22 protein-coding genes, 1 tRNA gene and 1 riboswitch are annotated in these 26,905 nt (G+C 32.4%); of the genes, 5 read left to right on the top strand and 18 right to left on the bottom strand.

Going from position 1 to position 26,905, the window contains the following annotated elements; all coding sequences use genetic code 11:
- The first annotated feature begins 41 nt into the window (after positions 1-41).
- A riboswitch (cobalamin riboswitch) is annotated at positions 42-259 on the top strand.
- 176 nt (positions 260-435) lie between these two features.
- On the top strand, positions 436-1,719 hold the full coding sequence (locus BMY18_RS11980) for a hypothetical protein (RefSeq protein WP_092454332.1): 1,284 nt from the start codon (positions 436-438) through the stop codon (positions 1,717-1,719).
- 163 nt (positions 1,720-1,882) lie between these two features.
- Here the strand turns inward: BMY18_RS11980 and BMY18_RS11975 are convergent, their stop codons facing one another.
- The 5 genes from BMY18_RS11975 to BMY18_RS11955 form a co-directional block, all read right to left on the bottom strand.
- A complete protein-coding gene (locus BMY18_RS11975) occupies positions 1,883-2,824 on the bottom strand; it encodes an ECF transporter S component (protein ID WP_092454330.1) in 942 nt (313 codons plus the stop codon).
- Between the two features lies 1 nt (position 2,825).
- Complete coding sequence (locus tag BMY18_RS11970) at positions 2,826-4,565, bottom strand: ABC transporter ATP-binding protein (RefSeq protein ID WP_092454327.1); 1,740 nt, start codon at positions 4,563-4,565, stop codon at positions 2,826-2,828.
- Positions 4,538-5,503, bottom strand: a complete 966-nt coding sequence (locus BMY18_RS11965) for an energy-coupling factor transporter transmembrane component T (RefSeq protein ID WP_092454324.1) — start codon at positions 5,501-5,503, stop codon at positions 4,538-4,540. Before BMY18_RS11965 ends, BMY18_RS11970 begins: the two co-directional genes overlap by 28 nt.
- Positions 5,504-5,537: 34 nt before the next feature.
- Positions 5,538-6,383: a DUF4430 domain-containing protein gene (locus tag BMY18_RS11960; protein ID WP_092454322.1), complete on the bottom strand. Its 846-nt coding sequence runs from the start codon at positions 6,381-6,383 to the stop codon at positions 5,538-5,540.
- A gap of 217 nt (positions 6,384-6,600) precedes the next feature.
- Positions 6,601-6,672, bottom strand: a tRNA-Arg gene (locus tag BMY18_RS11955).
- 179 nt (positions 6,673-6,851) lie between these two features.
- On the opposite strand from BMY18_RS11955, the gene BMY18_RS11950 reads away from it, so the two are divergent.
- Positions 6,852-7,505 carry a M48 family metallopeptidase gene (locus tag BMY18_RS11950; RefSeq protein WP_092454320.1) on the top strand — a complete coding sequence of 218 codons (654 nt, stop codon included), beginning with the start codon at positions 6,852-6,854 and terminating at the stop codon, positions 7,503-7,505.
- A gap of 1 nt (position 7,506) precedes the next feature.
- On the opposite strand, the gene BMY18_RS11945 is transcribed toward BMY18_RS11950, so the two are convergent.
- Together BMY18_RS11945 and BMY18_RS11940 are read right to left on the bottom strand one after the other, a co-directional pair.
- On the bottom strand, positions 7,507-8,436 hold the full coding sequence (locus BMY18_RS11945) for a DUF3881 family protein (RefSeq protein ID WP_092454318.1): 930 nt from the start codon (positions 8,434-8,436) through the stop codon (positions 7,507-7,509).
- A gap of 29 nt (positions 8,437-8,465) precedes the next feature.
- Positions 8,466-9,530: an HD-GYP domain-containing protein gene (locus tag BMY18_RS11940; RefSeq protein ID WP_242941025.1), complete on the bottom strand. Its 1,065-nt coding sequence runs from the start codon at positions 9,528-9,530 to the stop codon at positions 8,466-8,468.
- Between the two features lie 228 nt (positions 9,531-9,758).
- On the opposite strand from BMY18_RS11940, the gene adhE reads away from it, so the two are divergent.
- Together adhE and BMY18_RS11930 are read left to right on the top strand one after the other, a co-directional pair.
- A complete protein-coding gene (gene adhE, locus BMY18_RS11935; RefSeq protein WP_092454314.1) occupies positions 9,759-12,377 on the top strand; it encodes a bifunctional acetaldehyde-CoA/alcohol dehydrogenase in 2,619 nt (872 codons plus the stop codon).
- Between the two features lie 276 nt (positions 12,378-12,653).
- Positions 12,654-13,403, top strand: a complete 750-nt coding sequence (locus BMY18_RS11930) for a phosphotransferase (RefSeq protein ID WP_092454312.1) — start codon at positions 12,654-12,656, stop codon at positions 13,401-13,403.
- Between the two features lie 96 nt (positions 13,404-13,499).
- Here the strand turns inward: BMY18_RS11930 and serS are convergent, their stop codons facing one another.
- From serS to BMY18_RS11900, 6 genes are all read right to left on the bottom strand, one after another.
- Positions 13,500-14,777 (bottom strand): serine--tRNA ligase, encoded by a 1,278-nt coding sequence (gene serS, locus BMY18_RS11925; protein ID WP_092454311.1) that lies wholly within the window; start codon positions 14,775-14,777, stop codon positions 13,500-13,502.
- 128 nt (positions 14,778-14,905) lie between these two features.
- Complete coding sequence (locus BMY18_RS11920) at positions 14,906-15,448, bottom strand: DUF4446 family protein (RefSeq protein ID WP_092454309.1); 543 nt, start codon at positions 15,446-15,448, stop codon at positions 14,906-14,908.
- Positions 15,449-15,506: 58 nt separating this feature from the next.
- Positions 15,507-16,436, bottom strand: coding sequence for a ParB/RepB/Spo0J family partition protein (locus BMY18_RS11915; RefSeq protein ID WP_092454307.1), 930 nt, complete (start codon positions 16,434-16,436; stop codon positions 15,507-15,509).
- A gap of 71 nt (positions 16,437-16,507) precedes the next feature.
- Complete coding sequence (locus BMY18_RS11910) at positions 16,508-17,281, bottom strand: ParA family protein (RefSeq protein WP_092454305.1); 774 nt, start codon at positions 17,279-17,281, stop codon at positions 16,508-16,510.
- A gap of 571 nt (positions 17,282-17,852) precedes the next feature.
- Positions 17,853-18,497 carry a response regulator gene (locus BMY18_RS11905; RefSeq protein WP_092454303.1) on the bottom strand — a complete coding sequence of 215 codons (645 nt, stop codon included), beginning with the start codon at positions 18,495-18,497 and terminating at the stop codon, positions 17,853-17,855.
- Positions 18,498-18,499: 2 nt separating this feature from the next.
- Positions 18,500-19,516 (bottom strand): sensor histidine kinase, encoded by a 1,017-nt coding sequence (locus tag BMY18_RS11900; protein ID WP_092454301.1) that lies wholly within the window; start codon positions 19,514-19,516, stop codon positions 18,500-18,502.
- Between the two features lie 243 nt (positions 19,517-19,759).
- Between BMY18_RS11900 and BMY18_RS11895 the strand changes: the two genes are divergently transcribed.
- On the top strand, positions 19,760-20,710 hold the full coding sequence (locus tag BMY18_RS11895; RefSeq protein ID WP_092454299.1) for an alpha/beta fold hydrolase: 951 nt from the start codon (positions 19,760-19,762) through the stop codon (positions 20,708-20,710).
- Between the two features lie 86 nt (positions 20,711-20,796).
- On the opposite strand, the gene rsmG is transcribed toward BMY18_RS11895, so the two are convergent.
- The 5 genes from rsmG to BMY18_RS11870 all read right to left on the bottom strand — a co-directional run bounded on the left by rsmG (position 20,797) and on the right by BMY18_RS11870 (position 26,886).
- A complete protein-coding gene (gene rsmG / locus BMY18_RS11890; RefSeq protein WP_092454297.1) occupies positions 20,797-21,531 on the bottom strand; it encodes a 16S rRNA (guanine(527)-N(7))-methyltransferase RsmG in 735 nt (244 codons plus the stop codon).
- Between the two features lie 30 nt (positions 21,532-21,561).
- Entirely contained in the window at positions 21,562-23,442 is a 1,881-nt protein-coding gene (gene mnmG, locus BMY18_RS11885; RefSeq protein WP_092454295.1) for a tRNA uridine-5-carboxymethylaminomethyl(34) synthesis enzyme MnmG, read from the bottom strand.
- Between the two features lie 71 nt (positions 23,443-23,513).
- The gene (mnmE, locus tag BMY18_RS11880; RefSeq protein WP_092454293.1) at positions 23,514-24,893 is read right to left on the bottom strand and encodes a tRNA uridine-5-carboxymethylaminomethyl(34) synthesis GTPase MnmE; all 1,380 of its coding nucleotides are present in this window, start codon (positions 24,891-24,893) and stop codon (positions 23,514-23,516) included.
- 98 nt (positions 24,894-24,991) lie between these two features.
- Positions 24,992-25,630, bottom strand: coding sequence for an RNA-binding cell elongation regulator Jag/EloR (gene jag / locus BMY18_RS11875; RefSeq protein WP_092454291.1), 639 nt, complete (start codon positions 25,628-25,630; stop codon positions 24,992-24,994).
- A gap of 14 nt (positions 25,631-25,644) precedes the next feature.
- Entirely contained in the window at positions 25,645-26,886 is a 1,242-nt protein-coding gene (locus BMY18_RS11870; RefSeq protein ID WP_092454289.1) for a YidC/Oxa1 family membrane protein insertase, read from the bottom strand.
- Positions 26,887-26,905: the final 19 nt, after the last annotated feature.

Genomic DNA, 26,905 nt, shown 5'->3' with positions numbered 1-26,905 from the left:
TATATTTCATCATCTTGACATATACATCCTAATAGGCTACAATTCCAATAGTTATTTTCGGTGGCAGTTTATCTGCATAAATGCTGTGTTTTAAAATACAGATTAACATTTAAGGGAATGCGGTGAAAGTCCGTAACAGCTCACTCTACTGTAATTAGATACGAAACTTGATAACCACTGAGACCAACTGGTTTTGGGAAGGACAAGGATTAGGTTAGAAGCTAAAAGTCAGGATATCTGCCGTTAATAACAAATTATTTATCGTTCGGTGAGGAATGATTGTATAGACATATTGCGTGCTTGAATTTTGGCATCTTATTTTTATGCAGTCTCCCAATGTAGATGATAATTTTTATTCTTAAAAATTTATCTGACATAAGGAGATTTTTTCACCTCAATTATTTTACCGCATAAGCGGAAATGGAGGAAATTAAAATGAATCAAATCACAAAAAGGAAATTACCAGCATTGGTATTGGCACTATGCCTTATACTATCCAATGTAACAATGGCTTTTGCCGGCTCTGAAAGTCCCCAGCCAGTACCACCTTCACTTACAGCAATTGATAAGGAAATCACTGCAACTGCAGAATATCTTAAAACGTCTGCCAGTATCAATGCTGCATCTGATTTCTACAATTCTTCAAAACTTTTGATATTATTACTTCGTTCAGGAATGAATTGTTCTAATTTAGTAGATTCCTATCTTTCACAAATTTCAACCACTTATATTAGTAATGGTGAGTTAATATTGACTGATCCACTTACTGATTATGCATACCTTTCTATCGTTCTTGCGTTAGCCGGTAGGGATGCTACTAATTTTAAAGGATTCAATCTAATCCAAAAATATGAAACCGCAATTGCAAATGCTAATCAAGCAACGTTAAATAACATTAACCCATATAAGCTTCCACATTTGTACACCGCAGCATATGCTTATTCGAAAGAATTCAAGGACAGCGCCGCATGTTTAGCCAAAATAAAAACTGCAATTCTTAGCTATGGAAATGATAATGGAATTGATTATTGGGGAAATTCTACTGATAATAATGGTTTCTCATTATCAGGATTATCAAGCCTAAACAGCTCTGATTCCAGTGTGAAAAAACTTGTTGAAAATTCAATTATATTTTCACAAACTCTGTTACATTCTGATGGAACATCTGACGGTGACTTTAAATGGTCTGCATTTCCTAACTCTGACTCCACTGCAGCTTCATTAACGCTGTATTCAACCTATGGTAAACAAGATTTAGCCGCGAGCTCCTATGCTGGCTTACTTACATTTAAGAATTCTTCACAAACTGGCGCTTATAGCTATACAAATGCAACTGATGCAGCAAGTTCATATTCAACGATCGACGCTTTTTATAGTCTTGTAAGTTACAGAGCTATATTAGCAAATCAATCGGCTCCATTTGATGTATCTGATATACTGGCATCTGGTTTACCATTAAATCCTCCGGAAACTGATACAACTGTAGCGACACCTGCTTTAGGCATTGATAGTAATTCAATCATTGATACTGCTTCAACGATTAATACCGATTCAGCAATTGACACAGCAACCGATTTAAGTAAAACATCACCTGCAACAGGTGATTCTAATATTACGACTATATTTTTCTTAATTTCACTTATGTCTGCATGTGGCGTTGTTGCAATGATGTATATACAAAACATTCAAAATTTGAAAAACAAACGTAATGATTTATAATTATTAATACTACAGCTATTTGTTAAAAAAGGAGTTTTCTTACAACTTAATGTATGAAAGCTCCTTTTTTACTGAACAACTCAATAAATTAAATCCAAACTTAATAATCTTTGCAATCAATTTCTGGGTTCTATTTTTAAATTTAGATTTTATAATTTATTACTTATTTGTATATTCCATATTTTATCTTCACTCGCTCGATTTTTCTTATAACACTATCCCCAAATAAAAACACACATACAGATGCACCGACTGCATGCATCGCATCATAGGGGGCTCCAGTAATATATAATAATTTTAATGATTCAAAATTAATTTGCATATCACCCGGCGACACTGAATTTGTCATTATAAGCGCCGCAATATTCATTATCCCACCGTATATTATAAATACTGAAAACAACGTGTATATGGGCACTGTAACACTATCCACTGGCAACCTATGTCTTTGTAATAGCATCCCTATCACCAATCCTGCCATTCCATATGCATATAGTCTCCATCCGAAAAAAGTTTCGCCTTGTTTCCCAGTAAATAAAAATATAACATATGCAAATATCAATGTTGCTATAATACTTATGATCGGTCCCATAATCACCTTTATATCTCTTGATTTTACCTTATCTAGATCAACTTTATTAAATGTAACGCCTGCTAAAAATCCAATAATTCCCCAAGCTATCATTTCCCATGGTGTCCATGGACCCTGTCCTGTGAAAAAGTTGCATACAAATCTAGATAGTGCACCCACTAAAAATCCAGCCTCTGGGCCTAATGCAATTCCAGATATTATCACTAACGCAGTGCCTGCATGTACGGGTACTGTAAATGCACACAATAAATTTGCACATACGGTTAGCGCCGACATTGACGATAGCATTACAATCTCTCTAGCTTTAGGTTTTCTATGTTCAAATACCAGCACAAATGGAAGTAATGTATATAGAATCAATACTGCACTTAGCAACATATAACTATCATTTTTATTAAAATAGAAACCTAAAAATAATGTGATTGGAATAATAACCACTATTAAAATCAGTGCAAATACAGTTCTCTTCTTAGCCGCCAAAATATACTGGGAAACATCATGATTTCTTCTCATTTTACACCCCAATATTCCTACATGCTTCAACTACCTGTTCACAGGTAACGCAGTTTTTAAATAGATGTCTGGATATCCTGTTCGCCGCTGTTGTATAAAAACTATTTCCACCAAAAAAATCTCTCGTAGCGCCCTCAGAAACAATCGTTCCATCAAAAAGCATTGCGCACCGACTAGCATATTGCGCACAAAATTCAATATCATGGGAAACCATAACAATTGTTACACCTTTGTCTATTAACGCCTCTAATATCTTCGCCAAAGAACGTTTGAAATATGGATCAATGCCTTTTGTCGGCTCATCAAGTAGTAAGATTTGTGGTTGAAGCAAAAGTACCTTTGCAATAGCTAATTTTTGTTGTTGCCCACCACTCAAATCATATGGATTTGTTTTTCTATAATTTTCTAGTTCCATAAACGCAATCATGTCATCAATACTTGAAATAATATCTTCTTTTGTAATACTATTATTATAGCTAGTCTTGTCTGTAAAAGCCTCCCCTAGTTCTTCCTCTACAGTAATTTCTGTAAATATAGCCTGTGCATTCTGTGGAAGCGCAATAACTCTACCGTCCGACTTTACCTTTCCAGCATAAGGCTTTTTAATTCCTGTGATAAGTTTAAGCAATGTGGTTTTTCCAACACCATTTCCACCCAATATCGCAAGCATTTCACCTTTTTTTACTGTAAGATTAAGACCACTCAGAATATCTTCATTTTTTTTCTCATATCTAAAATATACATTTTTTAAATCTATTGCAGTAATATTCGATTTTGCTATACCTGATATCGTACTTGATATTTCATTTTCAAATAATGTGTTGTCTACAAGCTTATCTTCTGACCTTCTATTCTTTAATTGCTCGCATTGTGCTGTTTTTTTGAAACTATCCAGCCAGAGTCTACCCTCTTTTACGGTTATTGGGCACTTTTCATTTGCAAGTTCTTGAATTTTAAAATTGGTATTGTTTTCACTTGTTACTTCTGCATATATTTTCATAGCAGATGGCAATCCATAAAACAATGATTTATTGTTGTTTGTTAAGACCTTTCCAACTTTTTCTGGAGTATCGAACACAACTATTTTACCTTTATCCATTGCTAACACCTTATCTGCCATTGAAAATACTTCTTCAAGCCTGTGCTCTGACAATATAATTGTTGTACCAAAGTCTTGATTAATTTTACGAATGGTGTCAAAGAATTGTGTTGCAGCAATCGGATCCAGCTGAGCAGTCGGTTCATCTAGAATCAACACCTTCGGTTGCATAATCATTACTGATGCAAGATTAAGTAACTGCTTTTGACCACCAGAAAGCTCCCATACGTTCTTTCTAAACCAATTAGAGACACCAAAATACTCTGCCATCTCAGCAGTTTTTTTTCGAATAACTAGATTCGATTCTCCAAGACTTTCCAGTCCAAAAGCCAATTCATGCCATACTTTATCAGTAACAATCTGATTGTCTGGGTTTTGCTGCACATATCCAATCTCAGATGCACTAATTCTATCTTCAAGATTTTCAATGTTCTGCCCCATGTATAATATATCTCCAGTTCCCCTTCCATAGGGAACCATATTTTTCTTCATATGACGTAAGAGCGTTGTCTTTCCACTTCCAGACTCCCCACAAACGACCACAAATTCAGATTCATTGATTGCAAAACTAACATCATTAAGTGCTACCGTTGTGCAATTAGGATATGTAAAGCTTACATTTTTGAATTCAATCGTTTCCACTTCAGCTTACCTCCTAAATCATATATTATTGGACCTATCGCCAATATTGCAAAACTTATGAATGTAACATAGCTAGTCATACTCATTTCTTTCATCTTAAATATAGGAAAATAATAAACTTGAATACTCTTTTCCACAATGCCATAAATACACACACCACTTATCCCCAATATTGCGGCAATCCATACACAATCACGCTTTTTCCATTTAAACAAATGAAAGCTTGTCCTACCTTTCAGTCCGTACCCTCTTGCCTCCATTGAATCTGAAGTATCAATTGATGCTTCTAATGACCAGGCAATCAATATTGATAATTCCTTCATAAATAGTTTTGCTCGATTATATAGACCTATTCCTTTTGTCTTCTTCCCCATTGCCACTTGTGCTTCATCAATCTCAGCAAACCGATGTCTAAACAATGGAATCATACGAAATATCATCGATATTATCAATGCAAGGGATGGAATCATTCTCCCAAATAAGTAGAGAAATTTATCTGAAGTAATTAACACATTATAACAAGCAAACCATTGAATCGTATTAATGAGGAGCACACTAACTGTCAATCCGTATAAAACCGATTCAAGCGTAACCGCATTATTATTAATATAATACAATGGCGTGCTCCCATTATGTGAAAATAGCGGTTGAATCATCACGGTAAATACCACAATCGGAATCACAAGAAACAAATTTTTTTGAACTCCACGAATTCCACATAGTATCACACTGTACACAAGTGATGCAATAAATGCAATTAGTAGCATAATCGGATTATTAGAAATGATTGTAATTACAACCACACCAGCTAAATATACAAAATTAACCAAAGGGTGCAATCTAGAGAATTCCGATTCCCTTAAATTAGGATTTGCTGTTATGTTTGCAGTTATATTTTCTGTTATATTTGCTGTTATATTTTGTTGTGCAATTTCCATTATAACTCCCTATCTGCTTTAAAAAATCATTCCACTACTTCAGATCCCCATTTTTTTCAAACTCATTTCCATAATCGCAAGTATATTGCCATTTGATTGTATCACCATTTTTAACCGTATAGGATAAACATGTAACACTTGGACTCACATTGTTTACCCAATATAACCATCCACTACCTCTTCCAGCATCCATTTGCTCCAGTTGATTGATACTTTTAATATACCCTAAACTCTCATTAATGGAAATATTATTAATTTTTGAGGCCTTCTTTAACACATCAAGAACTGTGCCTTTATTCGAAATACTTATCTCCATCTTTTCCATAATCACACCATTTGTGGGAACAATACTTAACTCATCTTTACTCTCATTCGCCCATTTACTCATGTTTTTTGAAATTGAATCACATCTTATTTCAATATAACAGGTCACATACTCAATATCGTTACTGGGTGTATTATTTTCACCACCAATAATAGAACTACTTTTCGTTTCATTGACTCCAGCATTATTTCCTGAGTCATCGGTTAATGTACTATTATTTAATGCATTATCATTACCTGTATTTTGATCATTACTATTATTCGTACTCGGAGCTTGAGGGCCTCCAATTATGGAAGTATCTGACTGGAGATTTATATCATCTTTATTAACTTCTTCGCTTCCATTTCCATTGATTTCTGAACTTGTCGCCACACTACCGCTTTGTTTTTCACTATTTAAATTATATTCATCAACTATACTCTGTTGTTGTGCTTTATATTTCGTTACGGATTGAAACTTAACGTTGTACAACGCAGTAACTATAACCAAAATTGCAATTATAGCAATCCCTATTTTTTTGAAATTTCTCTTATTTGAAAATATATTATTATTCATGTTTTCTACATCCAAATCCCTTTATAATCAATCTAAAGTTTTCCCAATAATACCATAAGAGCGCCCATTTTACAACCCTATCGCCACTTTCAAGAAGGCTTGAATCAAGCTACAATAGATGATTAAAAATGCCTACTCCGTTATTACAAAACGGAGTAGGCATCTAGATTTTTGTTGAATCAAAAAAGTTTCAAACTATCTTTTAATCTTTTATGAGTGTTCCCAGCCAGAGTCGAACTGGCGACCTGCCCTTAGGAGGGGCATGTTATATCCACTTAACTATGAGAACAAATAATTTATTCATAAAGCAAAGCTGCCTTTTTATTTTAAATGCAAACTATGTCAAAGTCAACTCAAAGTTAAAAATACATATTATTTATTTTTAAAGCTTTTATTTCATATTGAGGTATAATAATAAAGATGAGTAATAATCTAACTTATATTTCACGAACAAATTTGGAGGATCCTATGCAAATAACAATAGATGATAAAATTATATATTTTAATGTTCAATATTCTAATAGAACTAAAATAGAAATGGTTATCGATCCATCTGGCCATATAACCGTAAAAGCACCTACAAAAACGCCACCAGAAGATATCTTTCGCTTTTTAAAATCAAACGCTAATCCATTATTAAAACTTTACAAAAAATTAGAAAATAGAGAATGGATTTCCTCAAATAAATCCTACAATCACGAAGAAAATTTTCTATATTTAGGAAAGCCTTGCAAGCTAGATGATCTCTTAGAGTTTGTTCCTGAAACAGATGAAGAAATTCAGCTGCAACTCAAGAAATTTTATATTGCAAAAACAAAAGAAATCATTAAAAAACGAGTAAAATACTACGAAAAAATAATCGGTACTAAGGCAAAAAGCTTTACCATCGTAGAATCATCCGGTACTTGGGGAACTTGCAATTCAATGAACGTGCTTACATTTAATTATAGGCTTTCAATGGCTCCTATGAGTGCCATTGATTATGTAGTTATTCATGAACTGTGTCATACGTTTCATATGAACCATGATAGATCTTTTTGGCGTAAAGTAGGTTCTTATGATTTAAACTATAAAGAAAATGAAGATTTCTTCAAAAAGTTCGGCGGAGTTATGACTATATAATTTAGAAATTAATAGCCCCCTGCAACCATATCTGACCTTTAAACCTTCTGCCAACAGCTGGTTCCCCAATCAGGTCATAACTGTTAATTGCAACATCAAAGAACATATCGTTACATTCAAGTGTCATTATATAGATTTGTTCACCTGTGATTGAATTAATTTCAACAATTAAATCGTGAATTTCTCCAACAACTGAATATTGGTCACATTCTACCCCACATGGCATAAATGAAGAATCTACTATTGTAAATACATCCTCACAAATTATTCTCTTAGATAACTTTGTATATGTATCCAAATCTTCTATTGTAAGGCTTTCAATTGCATCCTCATCACCTTTTTTTGCGGCTGCAAGTAAATTTTTTCTAACAGTAGCCGCATCATTATATTTCTTTATTTGGTGTTGGTTTTTTGAAATCGGTAACAAAATCATACCGCCTACAGAAAGTGCTGACAAAACTACTGACTTCCCATTAAAAGGTATCTTTTCTGAAAGATTTCTTGTAAGCAAATTAAATGTACCATAATCACTCTTGTTATTGTGCATTAACGGTACCATAAAATCCAGATACTCCATGACATTTTGAACATAAAATATCAATGTAACACCTGCTTTTAACTCTTCACTTACCGCGGCATAAGACTCTTTGTCAATATGTCGTTCAATTGTTATTTCTTCACTTTCGCTAGAAGCGCTACCTAAAAGATACGGATAGTAATATTCAACCTTAAACTTCTTGCCATCGTATTGTCCATAGATACATATTCCGGTCTTTTCACTTGTCCTTACGAGAACAATACCTCTGTTTAATTCCTTATTTAATATCACACTATTAGTATTAATAGCACTTTTTATTGCAGTTTTAATCAACTTTTCTTCATCGTTAGCACCAAACTCGCTAAATCCCACGGTTCTCAAAAACAAATGCATAAATAACCCCTGTCTATTTTTAGTAATTTTTATTCCATAGTATCAACAATAAATAAGGTAAGAATATTCATTAAATCCTTATCTACTTCCTCTTGATACTCGCATCCATCTGAATGAACCAACATTCGAATAACTGGTCTATCTGTCATATCGCCATTTTGCCTCACTACAATGCCAACTTCGCCTTCACTTGTAATAACTCTCATCCCAAGTGGATAAAGTGCAATTAACTCAATTAATTTTGTTGCAATCGTTACATCATATAAAGATCCGACGTATACTTTTATGTATTCAATGGCTTCATAGATTTTCATTTTTTTATTTCCAATTCCACTAATCAAACTATCAAATTCATCGCACAAAGAAACGAGTTTAACTTCTGGTTTTATCTTATCTACTTTTTTTTGAAATGGATAACCAGAGCCATCTTCTCGTTCGTGATGTAATAATATAATTTCTTTTGATGTTTCAGAAAGCCAAGTTGCTTCTTGAACTGCACTATATCCTAATATAGTATGCTTCTTATATTCAAGTATATCCTTAATATTCATATCTAAAATATCAACATTAAGATATGGAACAGAAATATATCTTAGTCCAATATCATGTAAAATAGCACCAACTGCTATATTTCGAACCTTTATCTCATTCATATTTAAAGATATTGCCACAATTGTAGATAATAAACATACATTAATTGAATGACTATACATATCAGTACTAATATTTCGTATTTCAGTTATATTATTAATAATCTCCGGCTCTGAAATGACTGACTCTAAGATTTTCTCAGCTTGCGCTTTCACTTTTATTAAGTCTTGATTGTGTTTATATATATGATGTTCTAAAATACTTTTTACTTTTATTAGTGACTGCTCTTTGGTTTCTTCAATCCCGTATTCTTTTATATCTGGATTCCTTAATTGGGTATCATTCTTAATGTATACATAATTAATTTTTAACTCTAGTAATTTTTGAATATATTCTTTTTTTATTACCGTATCAGCATGTATTAACACAATATCCGAATACGCTAATATTGGAACAGCTAGTATTTCTTCCCCTTTTAATTTTTCTACCTGTATGTATTGCATAATATAACACTCCTCTGCGTAAAAAAAAGTTTTAAATTTAAATCGAATACATATTTTATATGACATAATATAACACTAATTAACTAATATAACAATATTTCACTTATAATTTATATTATAGTAATATTATTTTTATATATAAATAATATTGACATTTAATAAATAATGAAATATAATGAGATTGTTAAATAATTGACAATCTTTTTTATCAAAGGAGACGATAATATTATGGAAAAACAAATTGACGAAACAAATGCAAATATCGTTAATAGTATGGAAACATTAACGAAACGAATGGATGAAATTCGTGCTGCTCAGAAGATTTTTTCTACTTTTTCTCAAGAACAAGTCGACAAGATTTTTACAGCTGCCGCTCTTGCTGCTAACAAAGCCAGAATTCCTCTAGCAAAACTTGCGGTTAGCGAAACTGGAATGGGAATTGTTGAAGATAAGGTTATTAAAAATCATTATGCCGCAGAATACATTTATAATGCCTATAGAAACACAAAAACATGTGGTGTTATTGAAGAAGACAAAGCATATGGCACTACAAAAATTGCAGAACCAATTGGTCTAATTGCTGCAGTAATACCAACTACAAATCCTACCTCAACTGCAATTTTCAAAACTCTGATTTGTCTAAAAACTAGAAATGGAATTATAATCAGCCCACATCCAAGAGCTAAAAACTCTACAATTGCTGCTGCAAAAATTGTTCTTGATGCAGCTGTTGCTGCTGGCGCACCTGCTAATATTATTGGATGGATTGATGTTCCTTCTCTTGAACTTACAAATGAGGTAATGAAATCTGCTGATACAATTCTTGCAACTGGCGGTCCTGGTATGGTTAAAGCTGCCTACTCTTCTGGCAAACCTGCCCTTGGTGTTGGACCTGGTAATACACCTGTAATTATTGATGATTCAGCCGATATCAAACTTGCAGTTAGTTCTATTATACATTCAAAAACATTTGATAACGGAATGATATGTGCTTCAGAACAATCCGTAATCATTGACGCTAAAATCTATGACGAAACAAGAAAAGAATTTGCTGATAGAGGTTGCTACATTCTTAACAAAGCTGAAACAGAAAAAGTTCGTAAAACCATCATTATAAATGGAGCTCTAAACGCTAAAATTGTTGGTCAAAGTGCTTATACGATTGCTGGCTTAGCTGGATTTGAAGTTCCAAAGAATGCAAAGATACTGATTGGTGAAGTAAAATCTGTTGAACTTTCTGAAGAATTCGCACACGAAAAACTTTCACCAGTATTGGCAATGTATAAGTCTACTAACTTTAATGATGCTGTGGAAAAAGCAACTCATCTTGTTGCTGACGGTGGATATGGTCATACTTCTTCATTATATATAAACACTGCTACTGAAAAAGAAAAGATTTCACAATTTGGTGCAGCAATGAAAACTTGTAGAATATTAATTAATACACCAGCGTCACATGGTGGAATTGGTGATTTATATAACTTTAATTTAACTCCTTCTCTTACTCTAGGCTGTGGTTCTTGGGGTGGTAATTCCGTTTCTGAAAATGTTGGTGTTAAACATTTATTAAATATAAAGACAATTGCTGAGAGGAGAGAAAATATGCTTTGGTTTAGAGCACCAGAAAAAATTTACTTTAAAAAAGGATGTCTGCCTGTTGCACTTGATGAATTAGGAACAATAATGGGCAAGAAAAAAGCATTTATTGTTACTGATCAATTTTTATATCAGAATGGTTATACAAAATGCATTACTGATAAGTTAGATGCAATGGGTATCACTCATGCAACATTTTACGATGTAGCTCCTGATCCAACACTTGCATGTGCAAAAGAAGGCGCAAAAGTAATGACTCAATTTGCTCCAGATTGTATTATCGCATTAGGTGGTGGTTCAGCAATGGATGCTGCTAAAATCATGTGGGTAATGTACGAACATCCAGAAGTTGACTTTATGGATATGGCAATGCGTTTTATGGATATTAGAAAACGTATCTATACATTCCCTAAGATGGGCGATAAAGCATATTTTGTAGCCATTCCAACATCTTCAGGTACTGGTTCTGAAGTAACTCCATTTGCTGTAATAACAGATGAAAAAACAGGTAGTAAATATCCTTTAGCAGACTACGAACTACTTCCAAAAATGGCTATCATCGACGCTGATTTGATGATGAATCAGCCAAAAGGCCTTACTTCTGCTTCTGGTATTGATGCACTTACACATGCACTTGAAGCATATGCTTCAATATTAGCCTCCGATTATACAGATGGTCTCGCTTTAAAAGCAATGAAGAATATTTTTAAATATTTACCAGCTGCATATGAAAATGGTACTGTTGACGCAGTTGCTCGTGAAAAGATGGCCAATGCATCAACAATGGCTGGTATGGCATTTGCGAATTCATTCCTTGGACTTTGCCATTCAATGGCGCATAAACTTGGAGCCTTCCATCATCTACCTCATGGTATTGCAAATGCACTTTTAATCACTGAAATAATGCGTTATAATGCAGTATCTGTTCCAACTAAAATGGGTACCTTCTCTCAATATCAGTATCCCCACACGCTAGAAAGATATCTAGAATGTGCAGACTTTATGGGTACTCAAGGCAATACGGATGAAGAAAAATTTGAAAACTTTATTAAAGCAATTGAGGAATTAAAAGCTAAAGTTGGCATAAAGAAAACGATTAAAGAATACGGAATTGATGAGACGAAATTCTTAGAAACCTTAGATGATATGGTTGAGCAAGCCTTCGATGATCAATGTACTGGGGCGAACCCACGTTATCCTTTAATGCAAGAAATGAAAGAAATGTACTTGAAAGTATATTACGGAAAGTAGTATAATGTATTTATAGTTAATATGTTTTAATTTTTAATACTATATTTTAGTATAGAAGGTTATAAAAAATAGAGGATTGATTAATCAATCCTTTATTTCCTTTGATTCAAGTACCACGAAAGTGTAAAAATGGGTGAATTGAGAATAATATATCATCACTTCCCTAGCCCTGTTTTTAGATATCTCTGAAGTGATAGAATTAGAGCACTGTGAATGATATTTCATCATTCATACCTCTGTTTTTAGTGCCGCTGAAGCGGCAGAATTGGAGCACGTATGAAATTAGATAATTGCATTTATAAGGGTGAGTTAAAAAGTGTTTATTATGAAGATGGTAAAGCGATAAAAGTATTCGCACCTAACTATTCCAAAACTGATGTATTATACGAAGCACTAAACACTGCTAGAGTTGAAGATTCTGGCATGGATATTCCAAAACTTCTTGCTGTTTCTTTTGAAAATGGTCAATGGAGCATTACAAGTGAATTCATCAAAGGCAAAACATTATCTTCATTAATGAAAGAAAATCCAAGCAAGATAGACAGCTATATTGAGCAAATGGTAGATCTTCAATTAGAAATCAACCAAAAGCAAAACCCATTTCTCAATAAACTCAAAGACAAATTATCATTTCAAATTAATTCTCTTGATATGATTAATGACAGTACGAAATATGAACTTCGTACATTACTTGAAGCAATGCCAAAACATACGAAATTATGTCACGGTGACTTTAATCCTGATAACATAATAGTAACTGAATCCGGAAAACTTTATGTCATAGATTGGGTTCACGCAACTCAAGGCAATGCCAGTGCTGATGTAGCTAGAACATATCTTTTACTTGCTATGAATAGTATCAAAATTGCAGATAAATATATGAATTCCTTTTGCAAAAAATCTTCAACTGCAAAGAAATATGTTGAACATTGGATTCCTATAGTTGCTGCCGCTCAATTAGGCAAACATAAACCTGAAGAAAAAGAATTACTATTAAAATGGACTGATATTTCAGACTTTTCATGATTTTCAAATATATAAATAAGGTACCAGTTGTTATCGTAATAACAACTGGTACCTTATTTTTTTTCGTATATATTTCTTTTAAATTCAGAAATTATATTATTCTATAATTTCTTTTCCACCCATATATGGTCTTAAAGCCTTTGGAATTCTAACAGTTCCATCTTCATTTAAATTGTTTTCAAGAAATGCAATTAACATTCTTGGAGGAGCAACTACAGTATTATTAAGTGTATGCGCAAAATACTTACCTTTTTCTCCATTTACACGAATCTTTAAACGGCGCGCTTGTGCATCTCCTAAATTCGAGCAACTTCCAACTTCAAAATACTTTTTCTGTCTAGGTGACCAAGCTTCAACATCGATTGACTTCACTTTAAGATCGGCCAAATCGCCTGAACAACATTCCAATGTTCTTACTGGTATATCAAGTGTTCTAAATAAATCAACTGTATCTTTCCATAATTTGTCAAACCACATCTTACTATCTTCAGGTTTACATACTACAATCATTTCCTGTTTTTCAAACTGATGAATTCTATATACGCCTCTTTCTTCAAGTCCATGGGCACCTTTTTCTTTTCTAAAACATGGAGAATAACTTGTAAGCGTCTGAGGTAGTTTATCTTCTTGTAAAATTGTATCAATGAACTTTCCAATCATCGAATGTTCGCTGGTACCTATCAAATACAAATCTTCACCCTCTATTTTGTACATCATAGCGTCCATTTCAGCGAAACTCATAACACCTGTGACAACATCGCTTCTAATCATAAATGGAGGAATACAGTAAGTAAACCCTCTATCAATCATAAAATCTCTTGCATAAGAAATAACTGCTGAATGAAGTCTTGCAATATCTCCCATAAGGTAATAGAATCCATTACCAGCTACTTTTCTTGCAGCATCAAGATCAATTCCATCGAATTTTTCCATTATGTCAGCATGGTATGGTATTTCAAAATCTGGAACAAAAGGATCTCCAAATTTTTCTACTTCCACGTTTTCAGTGTCATCTTTTCCAATTGGAACCGTAGGGTCAATAATATTAGGTATTACCATCATAATCTTTGTTACTTTTTCATTGAGTTCGGCTTCTTTTACTTCTAATACAGTGAGTTTTTCTGAATCCAATGCCACTTCTTTCTTTAATTCTTCAGCTTCTTCTTTCTTACCTTGACCCATAAGTGCGCCAATTTGTTTAGATATCACATTTCTCTTTGCTCTAAGTTGATCAGCCTCTGTTTTTACATTTCTACTTTGCGCATCAAGTGTGATCACTTCATCCACAAGCTGAATTTTTTTGTCCTGAAATTTATTTTTAATATTCTGTTTTACAATATCTGGATTTTCTCTTAAAAATTTTAAATCTATCATTATTGGTAATCCTCCTAATATATTTATAACAATTTAATTTGATTTATATTTTATAACAATTTTTTATAATTTGTTATTTATTTCAACTTATTATTTACTTACTGTTATTATTCACTTCACTTTATTATTTACTTCAACTTACTATTTATATCACCCAAATCGACATCACCTTGTCCAGCAATCGCTTGATTTAATGCTTGTCTTTCTTCATCACCTAAATCAATATATGATTGACCATTTACGATCTCTTTTATGTAAGTATAGCAACCCTCTCTGCTGTGCATTGAGTTAATAATATACCCATTATTTCTATTATCTAACATAGCAAGTGAAAAGCTCAACCTTCCACCCATTTCATTAAATGCATCATATTTAACTATTCCAACTTTTTGATATACAAATTGTAATCTACTAAATATCTCTGTGATTTCCTTTGTATTTTTAGTGTTAGCTAATGTTAACTTTTCTATTTCTTCAAATCGTTTTAATAATAATGGCTCCAAAGATTCAGCATCTTTTCCATTCATAAATAAATTGTACTTTCTTTTTAATTCTTTTAATTTGAACAATATCACTATTGATAATATTATTGCTCCTATAGTAATTCCCAAAATTCCCAAAATTATGTATTCTGCATTTATTGAAACTATGCCAAAAAAATCTATCATCATTTTCCTATGTCCCTTCATCACTCATCTATAGTATATTTTTATAACCCTACTTTAAAATTTATTGAATTGATTCTATCATTTCAATTATTCTTTCTAACTCTTCTCTTGAATAATATTCGATTTCTATTTTACCTTTTTCTTTCTTGTTTTTAATAGATACCTTAGTTCCCATGATTTTATTAATTTTTTCTTCAAGATCTCTATAAACGAAGTCATTCATAGGCTTAGCTGGTTTTACTTTTTCTGGTTTGTTGATTTCCTTCATTAACTTTTCTGTTTCACGTACGCTCAATTTTTCATCAAATATTTTCTGTGCAATCAAGTATTGTTTGTCACCATCTTCAATAATAAGTAATGCTCTTGCATGTCCATTACTAATCATATCTTCCATAACCATTTGTTGAACTCTTTCATCAAGCTTTAACAAACGCATTGAGTTCGCTATGGCTGCTCTACTTTTGGAGACTTTTTCTGCTACTTCATCTTGTTTTAATCTATAATCCTTTATCAACCGTTGGTATGCTAACGCTTCTTCAATAGGATTCAAATCTTCTCTTTGAATGTTCTCAATTAATGCAATTTCCATTACCTGCTGAGATGTGTAATCCTTAATAATTACAGGAACTTCTTTGATGCCCGCTAATTTGGCTGCTCTCCAACGTCTTTCGCCCGCAATGATTTCAAAATAATCATTCTTTTTCTGTACAAGCAATGGTTGTAATACTCCATATTGTTTTATTGATTCTGATAATTCGATTAAAGCATCTTCATCAAAAAATCTTCTTGGCTGTTCTCTGTTTGGCTCGATTGCTGATATTTTTAATTTCATTTCTGAAGGTTCTTTAACAATTATCTCTTTTACCACTTCTTTTATGACAATATTATCGCCGCTAATATCTTCTGGTATCAAAGAACCTAGACCTTTTCCTAGACCTTTTCCTAGACCTTTTCCTAATCCTTTTCCAAGTGTATTTCTATTTGTTGCCATCTATTATTCACTCCTGCTCCTATATACTTTTCGCCACTTCTGTTCTTTACTTTGACAAGCCCAAATGCCTTCTAGTCTTCTTCTTTACCTCTATTTATAACTTCTTCAGCTAATAATCGATAACTTTCTGCTCCAGCTGATTTTGTGTCATAAATGTTTATTGGTAAACCGTGACTTGGTGCCTCTGCTAATCTAATATTTCTTGGTATTATTGTTTTATAAATATTTTGTTTTAAATTATTTTTTACATTTTCAACTACCTGAAGTGACAGATTAGTTCTTGCATCGTACATTGTAAATACTACACCTTCTAATTCTAATGAAGGATTCAATTTTTTCTTAACAAGATTTACAGTATGTATAAGCTGTGTCAGCCCTTCTAGTGCATAATATTCACACTGAATTGGGACTAGCACTGTATCGGCTGATGTCATAGCATTTACCGTCAACATGCTAAGTGATGGTGGACAATCTAATATAACATAATCATAGTTTTTTTTCACCTTACTGATAATCTTTTTGAGAATATATTCTCGTTCTTCCATTTCGATTAAATCAATTTCTGCTCCTGCCAAGTTGACATTTGATGGTATCAAATCAAGATTTTCATACACATTATACTCGATTCCGTCTTCAACTTCACATTCACCTAACATTATTTGATATATTGTATTATTTACTGTATCTTTACTTACACCCAACCCACTCGTCGAGTTACCCTGCGGATCGACATCTACCAATAAAACCTTTTGTTCCCTTTCAGCTAAACAGGCCGATAAATTAATGGCCGTAGTCGTCTTCCCTACTCCACCTTTTTGATTTGCTACTGCTATCACTCTTCCCATATGTTGTTGCCCTTCATTTCTATTAACTATTATTTGCTTTTAAAACATTATATCATTATTTTCTTTTAATATCCATAGTTACTGTTGCGATTTTTATATTATAATTCAAAATGTTTCACGTGAAACATTTTAGATTAATCTATCTGTTGCTTCATGTTTATACTATGCTGGTTTTAATATCATATCATTTAATTAATATATAATTTATGTTCGAAAATCATTGTAAGAAAGCCAATTCATATATGTTTCACGTGAAACATTAAATATATTCTGCCAAAAAAATGTAGCCGATGCAATCATTATATTGAATTACCAAGACCTATCATTATCTGTAATAAGCATTGTAGGCAAGTGGTTTGATTTGCATTACTAATGTATGCGCATTTTGATTCGTCTGTTAAAAAGTTATTACAATTAATCACCTTTCTATAATGTTTCACGTGAAACATTAACAATGTTTATAATATCTTTTTTGAATCAATACATAAGAGCAAAAAAGTGGGGCAACCTCAACGAATTGAAATTTGTCCCACTTCAAACATTATATTTTATAACAAGTAAACACCTAGCCCTATTTTATATCAACGAGATTATTTCTAATTGCAAACACTGCCGCTTGTGTTCTATCTGATACCAATATTTTTTTAAATATATTAGAGACATGATTTTTCACTGTTCTTTCACTAATTCCAAGTGATGATGCAATTTCTTTATTAAACAATCCATTGGCAATTAATTTCAAAACTTCAAGCTCACGATTAGTAAGATCATTTAACTTATCTTTCATAACATCTCTTTCAGCAAGTCTTGAATTAAGAAGTGGCGTCAATTTAGGTTCAATATATGTTTCACCATCGCAAACCGAAAGAATTGCTTTTTTAAGAGTAGCTGAATCTGAATCCTTAAGTACATAGCCACTACATCCAAGATCCATTGCTTTTATTAAATACTCAATTTCATTATGTATTGTAAGAACAACAACTTTATTAAGCATATGCTGCTGCTTCATAATAGTAAGAACTTGTAGTCCATCAAGGTTCGGCATATTAATATCAAGCAAAATAACTTTTGGGCTTGTCTTATTAATCAAATTAAGACATTCAAAGCCATCACTTGCTTCGCCTACAACTTTAAAATCTCCATCAAGTTCAAGTAATTGTTTTAACCCTTCTCTAACCATCAAATGATCATCTGCTATCAAAATATTAACTGGCATATTTATTTCTCCTCATTATGAAATGGTATTTGAATATCATACCTCATCCCAATATTATCTTTGTTTCTACTGGCTTTAATATACCCATCCAATTGTTTAACGCGTTCTTTTAAAATAGGCAGTCCAAATCCCGAATTATTATCACTCAAAGGTCTGTTATCATCAAATCCAGAAAATCCTATTCCGTTATCTTCAAAAGTAATATTCAACTTATTATCTTCAGAGAACACTTCAATATTAATATTACTACCTTGGGAATGCTTAATAGCATTGCTGCATAGCTCCTGAACAATTCTCAATACAGTAACCGAAATAATAGGTTCAATATCTTGCGTATCATTAATTTTATATTTCAAATCAATACTCATATCAGTAGTCTTATTAATCTGATCAACATTTCTTCTCAATGCGATTTCTAGGCCCAAATCATCCAATGACATTGGTCTTAAATTAGAGATAATTCCTCTAAGCTCATCAATACATTCTCTAACCACTTTATTAATAACTTCGAGTTCAAGTTTTGCCCTTAATGAATCCGTATCGATAACTCTCATGGCAAATTCCGATTTATGTACTAGTGCCGCAAGCTTTTGGACAATCGAATCATGAATATCTCTTGCAATTCTTTGTCTCTCTGCTTCTTGAATTTGTATAGTATTAACATTTGGAATCAATAAATCCTTTTTAAAATTGACCTTTTCACATTCCGCAACCATTTCATGAATAGAATTAATTCTATTTTGAAGTTGTACTAACTTATCACTTTTAACGTGAATAAGATCCGTCAATTCGTCTTCCTTCTTCTTTAATGAAGAAATCTCTCTAGTAATAAATGATATATCACTTCCGTTTGCATAAAAAATATCATATGTACTATCTGACTCACTAATAATTTTTTTTTTCGTCTTTCTAACAAATTCAATATCTAAGTTAGCTCTATGAATTTCCTTATCTATTTTAGCTTTATTTTCATTACAAGCACTTAATTCTTTCAGAAAAAATCCCAGAACTTTTGTCATAGCAAATACCTTTCTAACTATTGATTTTATTACGCATGCAATAAATACTTGGATATAATCTATTACAAAAAGCTCATATTATAATATCATGAAACATATTGTTAAATATATTTTATACTAATTTCCACAATAATAAAAGTATTATTTTACCATATTGAAATTAATAAAAATATTATCCGTTGTAAGTTTTAATTAATTAGATTATAATATAATTAGATTACCCATAGGAGGATAAATACAACTATGAATAAATGGCATAAAATAGGCGTTGCAGTTGGTTTTAGCAGTGCTGCAATATTGACAATTCATATTATAAACAAAATAATATTTTCCACTTCAGTAGTTAATGGTGCAACAGTAATCACTAATAAACTTAACTACAAATGGAAATTTGGTAACATTTCATATTCTAAGACCGGCAACGGCAAACCAATTCTACTTATCCATGATTTAAAAAACACAAGTAGTACTTATGAATGGAAGGAAATCATCAAAAAGCTTTCAAAAAACAGAACTGTATATGCTATAGACTTATTGGGCTGTGGCTATTCAGATAAACCAAATATTACGTATACAGCCTATTTATACGTACAATTACTTAATGATTTTATTACGAATGTAATCGGAAAACGTACCGATGTTGCAGTTACTGGGGATTCATGTCCTTTGGCTATTATGGCTTGCTATAACAATAATATGATCATTGACAAATTGTTTCTAGTTAATCCTGAAAGCATTGGAAAATCCACTTTGATTCCTAACAAAAAAAGTAATTTATTTAGAATACTTTTAAACTCACCAGTCATTGGTACAATGATTTACAATGTATGTATGTCTAAGCGAAACATTCGACAGTATTTTAATCAAGAATTATTTTATAACCCAAATAAAGTATCAAAAGAAATATTAAATGCTTACCATGAAAATGCACATTTATATGGATCCTCCGCAAAGTACTTATATACAAGTACAAAATGTAGATATACTACAGCATCAATTGGTCGCGCCATTAGCGAAATCAATAATTGTATCTATATTATTGCAGGTGAATCAGAATCTAATATAGATGCAACGATTGAAGATTATCTTAGTATTAATCCTGCTATTGAAGTTGCATTAATCAGAAAATGTAAGCATCTTCCACAATTAGAACATCCTGATATGCTATTAACGCAATTTTCCATTTTTTTTTAAAATAACAAAACATTTATTATAAAACACAAACATCCCTTCAGTGATACTTTAAGCAATCTAAACTGAAGGGATGTTTCATTATCATATTATTTTAATGGCTCTTTTGCTGGTAATCCAGACTTCCTTGGATATATCCCTATCGTATTTTTTACTTTTTCAATTACAACAAATGACCTCTCGATAGTAGATCCAGGTAATGTCATTTTCTCAACCTTTAATATATTTCCACCGAGCATTTTAATTGCTTTTTCTGACGCCTTCAGCTCTTCTTCAATTTCACCTGATTTATAGGAAATAAAGGCTCCCCCTACTTTTACATATGGCAAGCAATATTCGCTTAAGGTTGCAAGATTTGACACGGCTCTAGACACACATAAGTCAAACGTTTCGCGGTAGCTTGGATCTTTTGCAAAATCCTCTGCTCTTCCATGAATTGCCGTAATATTTAATAATTCCAATTTTTTAATTACTTCATCTAAAAACTTAACCTTCTTATTAAGAGAATCTAATAGAACAACCTCCAAATTATCATATACAATCTTGAGTGGTATTCCAGGAAAACCTGCACCAGTACCAATATCAATCACTTTAATCTTCTTGTTAAGATTCCAATTGTCAACTTCCTCAATCGCCTTATTAACCGCGAGACTATCTATATAATGCTTTAACAAAACTTCATCATAATCGGTAATTGTCGTAAGATTCATAACTTCATTTCCTTCCACAAGAATATGAAAATACTCATCAAACTTTTCGATTTGACCTTCACTTAACTCAATATTTAATTCCTTAAGACTCTTTATAAATGTATCTATTCCCATATAACTCCTCTAAATTCTATATTTTTTAAATTATTTACGATTATACTGCTCCATATACACTAACAATACTGAAATATCCGCAGGAGAAACCCCTGAAATTCTTGATGCCTGTCCTATTGAACTTGGCTTAAACTTATCAAGTTTTTGCTTGGCTTCATTTCTAAGTCCACTAATATCAATATAGTTTATATTTTCTGGAATATATTTACCTTCTAGCTTTTTAAAATGCTCCACTTGTCTTAACTGCCTGTCAATGTAACCTTCATATTTAATATTAATATTAACCTGTTCAATTACATCAGCATTTAACGGTGGTCTTTGTGGATCTAATTCTTTAATCTTCGAATAAGATAGCTCAGGTCTCTTAACTAAATCAGCAAGCGTTGCACCGGTCTTAAGCGATGTACTTCCATTTGCTTCAAGCACATCTTGAACGATTTTTCCAGTACCAATATTAACTAGTGTAAGTCTTCTACTTTCATCTTTAATCTGCTGTTCTTTTATAGTTACTTTATTAAATTGTTGATCAGAAACTAGCCCAACTTTATTTCCATATATAGAAAGTCGTATATCCGCATTATCCTGCCTAAGAAGTAATCTATACTCAGCTCTTGAAGTCATCATTCTATATGGTTCAGAATTTTCTTTCGTCACTAAATCATCAATTAGAACGCCGATATATGCTTCAGAACGGTCTAATATCAATGGTTCCTTATGAAGTACCTTCATAGCTGCATTGATGCCTGCAATAAGGCCCTGACATGCAGCCTCTTCATAACCAGAGCTGCCATTAAACTGACCTCCTGAAAACAAACCTTCAATTGCTTTAAATTCAAGTGAAGCTTTGAGTTGGATTGGATTAATACAATCATATTCTATTGCATATGCGTTTCTTACTATTTTTGCATTTTCAAGTCCTGGGACAGAATGATACATTTCATATTGAACATCTTCTGGAAGCGAACTTGACATCCCACCAAGATACATTTCATTCGTATATTCCCCTTCGGGTTCAACAAATACTTGATGTCTATCCCTGTCTGCAAATCTTACAACTTTATCTTCTATCGATGGGCAATAACGTGGCCCTGTACCATGAATTGCTCCAGAATATAAAGGCGAACGATCAAGATTCTTTCTAATGATCTCATGAGTCTTCTCCGTCGTATATGTTAACCAACACGAAATCTGATCTCTTTGAATATCTTCTGGATTGGTTGAAAATGAAAAAGGAACAATCACATCATCTCCAAACTGCTCATCCATTTTAGAAAAATCAACGGTACGCTTATCCACTCGAGCTGGTGTACCAGTTTTAAATCTAAACATTTCAATTCCATTTGCAATCAACGAATTGGTAAGGTGATTCGCCGCTTGAAGTCCATTAGGGCCAGTATAATTGCTTACATCACCATAAATACAACGCGCATTAAGATATGTACCTGTACATAAAACAACAGCACCACAACTATACTCTGCCCCTGAAAATGTCTTGACCCCACATATTTTCTTATCTTTCACTATTATTTCACTAACTTCAGCTTGTCTAATGGTAAGATGATCCGTATTTTCCATAATACTACGCATTCTTCTACTGTACTGCGCCTTATCTGCTTGCGCTCTAAGGGAATGAACTGCAGGACCTTTTGACTGATTTAGCATTTTAGACTGTATAAATGTTGCATCAATATTCTTACCCATCTCACCACCAAGTGCATCTATTTCTCTTACCAAATGCCCTTTAGAACTTCCACCAACATTAGGATTACAAGGCATCAATGCAATGCTTTCAACACTAACTGTAAAAACAATAGTTTCTAGTCCAAGCCTTGCACAAGCAAGTGCCGCTTCACAACCAGCATGTCCGGCTCCGACAACGACGACATCATATTTTTCTTTCAAATTAGGCATAATTTAAACACCAATCCTTTTCCATTTCATTAACAATATATTAATGAGAAACATTTAAAGAAGCAAACAAATCACTTACCCATACAAAATTTACTAAATATCTGATTTACCAAATCTTCTTCCACTGCTTCCCCAATCACTTTACCAAGTTGTACATATGCATTCATTAGGTCTATCGTAAAGAAATCTTCTGACATTCCCATTTCAATACTGTCTTTTACAAGTAATAAACTCTTTATAGCTTCTTTCAATAGGTTTTTCTGTCTAATATTAGTAATGTATATTTCATCATTAAAATTAATTTCGCCATTAAAAAACATTTCTTTAATCGTATCTCCAAGTGCCTCAATTCCTATTTCCAATTTTGCTGAAATAGATATAATTGGGCATTGAATCAATTCTTTCATCTGCTTTATATCAATTACAGTTTCGATATCTGTTTTATTTAAAAGAACTATAACTTTTTTATCCTTTATTAGCTCTAAAATTTCTTTATCATTTTCATCAAGCACTCGCGATGCGTCCACAACATATATAATAAGATCAGCCTCTTTCGCATACGCTCTTGCTTTATTAACTCCAATTTTTTCAACAATATCTTCTGTATTTCTTATCCCTGCGGTATCAATAAGATTAAGTAAAACTCCGCCGATATTTATATGTTCCTCTAAAATATCTCTAGTAGTACCTTCAATTTCGGTAACAATTGCTCTTTCTTCTTTCGCTAAAACATTTAGTAAACTTGACTTACCTGCATTTGTTTTCCCCAAGATGACAGTATTCACTCCATCCTTGATAATACGTCCATTTTCGGAAGTTATACACAGAATTTGTAGGTTATCAACACAGTTATCCACATTTTGGGCGAGTTTATCAACGAAATCATCTAGACTAATATGTTCTGGATCATCTAATGCCGCCTCAATAAATGCTAAATCATCTAAAATAATCTCTCTTATTTCTTTAATTTTAGAAAGTAGGACACCGTTTAACTGACTAACAGATGACTTTAATGCATATTCATTTTTTGAATTAATGATATCAATTACAGCTTCAGCTTGTGACAAATCTATTCTTCCATTTAAAAATGCTCTCTTTGTAAATTCTCCTGGCTCTGCCGGTGTCGCTCCACTATCTATTACAACAGAAAGTATCTTTTTCATAACAAAAATTCCACCATGACAATCAATTTCAACTATATCTTCTTTTGTATAAGTATTAGGAGCTTTCATAACGATTACTAAGACTTCATCAATTATTTCATTTTCAAATATAATGTTTCCAAAATGAACCGTATGACTCGCAACATCTGCTAACTTTTTATTACTTTTCTTAGATACAAATACTCTATCTGCAATTTCAATTGCTTTACTTCCACTAATTCTAACAATTCCAATACCGCCATTTCCCATCGGACTAGTCGATATTGCTGCTATTGTCTCACTAATCATATAATAATCCTCCTTTTCTGCTATATATTTTAAAATAAGTAAGGCTGAGCCAAATGTATGATAACTTCTGCCTCAGCCTTGCCAAAAAAATAATTAAATTATTTAATATATGTGGGTTTCAAAAAAATAACAACATGTCTAAAAGGATCTTCACCTTCACTTTTTGTTGATACAAACTTATCAGTTTGAAGCGCTGAATGAATAATACGTCTTTCATATGGGTTCATAGGCTCTAAAGAAACTGATCGTTTTGAACGTTTTACTTTATAAGAAATATTTTTAGCTAATGATTCAAGTGTTTCTTTTCTTCTTTGTCTGTAGTTTTCAGTGTCCACTTTAACTCTGATATACTTTTCCTTTTCCTTATTAGCAACAAGGCTTACAAGGTATTGAATAGAATCCAGTGTTTGTCCTCTTTTACCAATGAGAAGTCCCATATCTTCACCGCTTAATTCAACGTCCAATGTACATTCTTCATTATCAAGAACAATATCAACTTTAACAGCCATATTCATTGCATTAAACATATTTTCAAGAAATTCTCTAATTAAATCTTCTATCGTATTTTTTTTTCTTACTTTGATTTTAGCAGGTTTGTAGTTGAATATTGATAAAATTCCATTACTTCCTTTATCAATCACTTCAAATTCAACTTTATCACTTGTTGTTTCCAATTTTAATAATGCATTCGTTAATGCTTCATCTAATGTTTTTCCCGAAACCTCAATAAATTCCATAAAATTCAAACCCCCTACTTTTTATTTTTATCGTTATATTTGGATACCATTCCGGCCTTTTCAGCTAAGCTGCTTGGACTTCCTGTCTTATTTTTTTGTGAAGTACTAATAATATCTTTGACCTTATTACTATTTTCTTCTTTGATTTTCTTAAGAGATTCAATCTTATCCGCATTTTTACTTGTATATTTTTCAACATTTTTTGTATAAGTATTTGCATTATTTGATATTACTTTTTGTGGTAGACCCTTTTTTTCTCTTTTTTTATTCTTTTTATCTACGTTCGCTTGAATAATTGAGTCAATACCAATTCTATCTATATGTCTATTTATTATAAGTTGTAAAATAATTTGAACAACTGCCTGTGCAATCCAGTAAAGACCAAGACCAGCAGGAAGTGAAATAGCAAATACGGCTGACATAAGTGGCATAACTGTTGTCATCATCTTCATTGATGCTGCCGCAGGGTTATCGTCGTTATTAGCCATTGCAGGATTTTGTTGTAATTTAACACTCATCCACTGACTCAAACCAGCTAATATAGGAATTAATAAAGATACTCCAATAACAAGTCCTGGATTTTGTGACATATTAACACCAAGGAAATTATTCATATGATTAATTTTATCAACATTAGTCGCAATCTTATCAGCATAAGTAGGAAACAAATCTCTTACAGTATCCCACTGGCTTGAACTAAACTTTGTCATAATATCAATTACATGATCTGGAGTACTTATATCACCTTTTGTGATAGTTGCCATTTTCTCAGCAAAATCAGGTGATGACATAATTCCTGGATTAGAACTCGTTCCTAATATATTTGTAAATAATGACTTAAGTTGAGGAACATACGCTGGTATATTTTGAATGATTTGATACAACGCAAACAAAATAGGCATCTGAATAAAAATCTGAAGACATCCACCCGTAGGTGAAGTACCATATTTTTCATATACTTTTTTCTGCTCTTCATTCATCTTCATAACAGATTCTTGATCTTTTTTACCTTTGTACTTCTTTTGAACAGCCTGAATTTCAGGATTCATGACATTTGTAAGTTTCGTGTATTTTTGCTGCTTCACTGTTAATGGTAACATTAAAAGTTTAACAACAATAGTAAATAAAATAATTGCTAAACCAATATTGGCAATCCCAATAGAATCTAGCGCTAGAAACAACCCATTCATAATTTTACCAAGTACCCAAGCAACTTGTCCAATTACAGGCGTTGTACTCTGAGTTAATGAAATCATTAATTACCTCCGTTATTTT

The sequence above is a fragment of the [Clostridium] fimetarium genome (assembly GCF_900111235.1).
In the GTDB taxonomy this organism is placed as follows: domain Bacteria; phylum Bacillota; class Clostridia; order Lachnospirales; family Lachnospiraceae; genus Clostridium_N; species Clostridium_N fimetarium.
This window is presented reverse-complemented; position numbering and strand designations above follow the sequence as displayed.

What these genes read in the sequence shown, in the direction of transcription:
- BMY18_RS11920 (WP_092454309.1), bottom strand. Translation starts at nt 15,448, where the DNA reads ATGATGATAGATTTTTTTGGCATAGTTTCAATAAATGCAGAATACATA.
- BMY18_RS11960 (WP_092454322.1), bottom strand. Translation starts at nt 6,383, where the DNA reads ATGAATAATAATATATTTTCAAATAAGAGAAATTTCAAAAAAATAGGG.
- BMY18_RS11965 (WP_092454324.1), bottom strand. Translation starts at nt 5,503, where the DNA reads ATGGAAATTGCACAACAAAATATAACAGCAAATATAACAGAAAATATA.
- BMY18_RS11895 (WP_092454299.1), top strand. Translation starts at nt 19,760, where the DNA reads ATGAATAAATGGCATAAAATAGGCGTTGCAGTTGGTTTTAGCAGTGCT.
- mnmG (WP_092454295.1), bottom strand. Translation starts at nt 23,442, where the DNA reads ATGCCTAATTTGAAAGAAAAATATGATGTCGTCGTTGTCGGAGCCGGA.
- mnmE (WP_092454293.1), bottom strand. Translation starts at nt 24,893, where the DNA reads ATGATTAGTGAGACAATAGCAGCAATATCGACTAGTCCGATGGGAAAT.
- adhE (WP_092454314.1), top strand. Translation starts at nt 9,759, where the DNA reads ATGGAAAAACAAATTGACGAAACAAATGCAAATATCGTTAATAGTATG.
- serS (WP_092454311.1), bottom strand. Translation starts at nt 14,777, where the DNA reads ATGATAGATTTAAAATTTTTAAGAGAAAATCCAGATATTGTAAAACAG.
- BMY18_RS11870 (WP_092454289.1), bottom strand. Translation starts at nt 26,886, where the DNA reads ATGATTTCATTAACTCAGAGTACAACGCCTGTAATTGGACAAGTTGCT.
- BMY18_RS11915 (WP_092454307.1), bottom strand. Translation starts at nt 16,436, where the DNA reads ATGGCAACAAATAGAAATACACTTGGAAAAGGATTAGGAAAAGGTCTA.
- BMY18_RS11950 (WP_092454320.1), top strand. Translation starts at nt 6,852, where the DNA reads ATGCAAATAACAATAGATGATAAAATTATATATTTTAATGTTCAATAT.
- BMY18_RS11980 (WP_092454332.1), top strand. Translation starts at nt 436, where the DNA reads ATGAATCAAATCACAAAAAGGAAATTACCAGCATTGGTATTGGCACTA.
- BMY18_RS11930 (WP_092454312.1), top strand. Translation starts at nt 12,654, where the DNA reads ATGAAATTAGATAATTGCATTTATAAGGGTGAGTTAAAAAGTGTTTAT.
- jag (WP_092454291.1), bottom strand. Translation starts at nt 25,630, where the DNA reads ATGGAATTTATTGAGGTTTCGGGAAAAACATTAGATGAAGCATTAACG.
- rsmG (WP_092454297.1), bottom strand. Translation starts at nt 21,531, where the DNA reads ATGGGAATAGATACATTTATAAAGAGTCTTAAGGAATTAAATATTGAG.
- BMY18_RS11905 (WP_092454303.1), bottom strand. Translation starts at nt 18,497, where the DNA reads ATGCCAGTTAATATTTTGATAGCAGATGATCATTTGATGGTTAGAGAA.
- BMY18_RS11940 (WP_242941025.1), bottom strand. Translation starts at nt 9,530, where the DNA reads ATGCAATACATACAGGTAGAAAAATTAAAAGGGGAAGAAATACTAGCT.
- BMY18_RS11975 (WP_092454330.1), bottom strand. Translation starts at nt 2,824, where the DNA reads ATGAGAAGAAATCATGATGTTTCCCAGTATATTTTGGCGGCTAAGAAG.
- BMY18_RS11900 (WP_092454301.1), bottom strand. Translation starts at nt 19,516, where the DNA reads ATGACAAAAGTTCTGGGATTTTTTCTGAAAGAATTAAGTGCTTGTAAT.
- BMY18_RS11910 (WP_092454305.1), bottom strand. Translation starts at nt 17,281, where the DNA reads ATGGGAAGAGTGATAGCAGTAGCAAATCAAAAAGGTGGAGTAGGGAAG.
- BMY18_RS11945 (WP_092454318.1), bottom strand. Translation starts at nt 8,436, where the DNA reads ATGCATTTGTTTTTGAGAACCGTGGGATTTAGCGAGTTTGGTGCTAAC.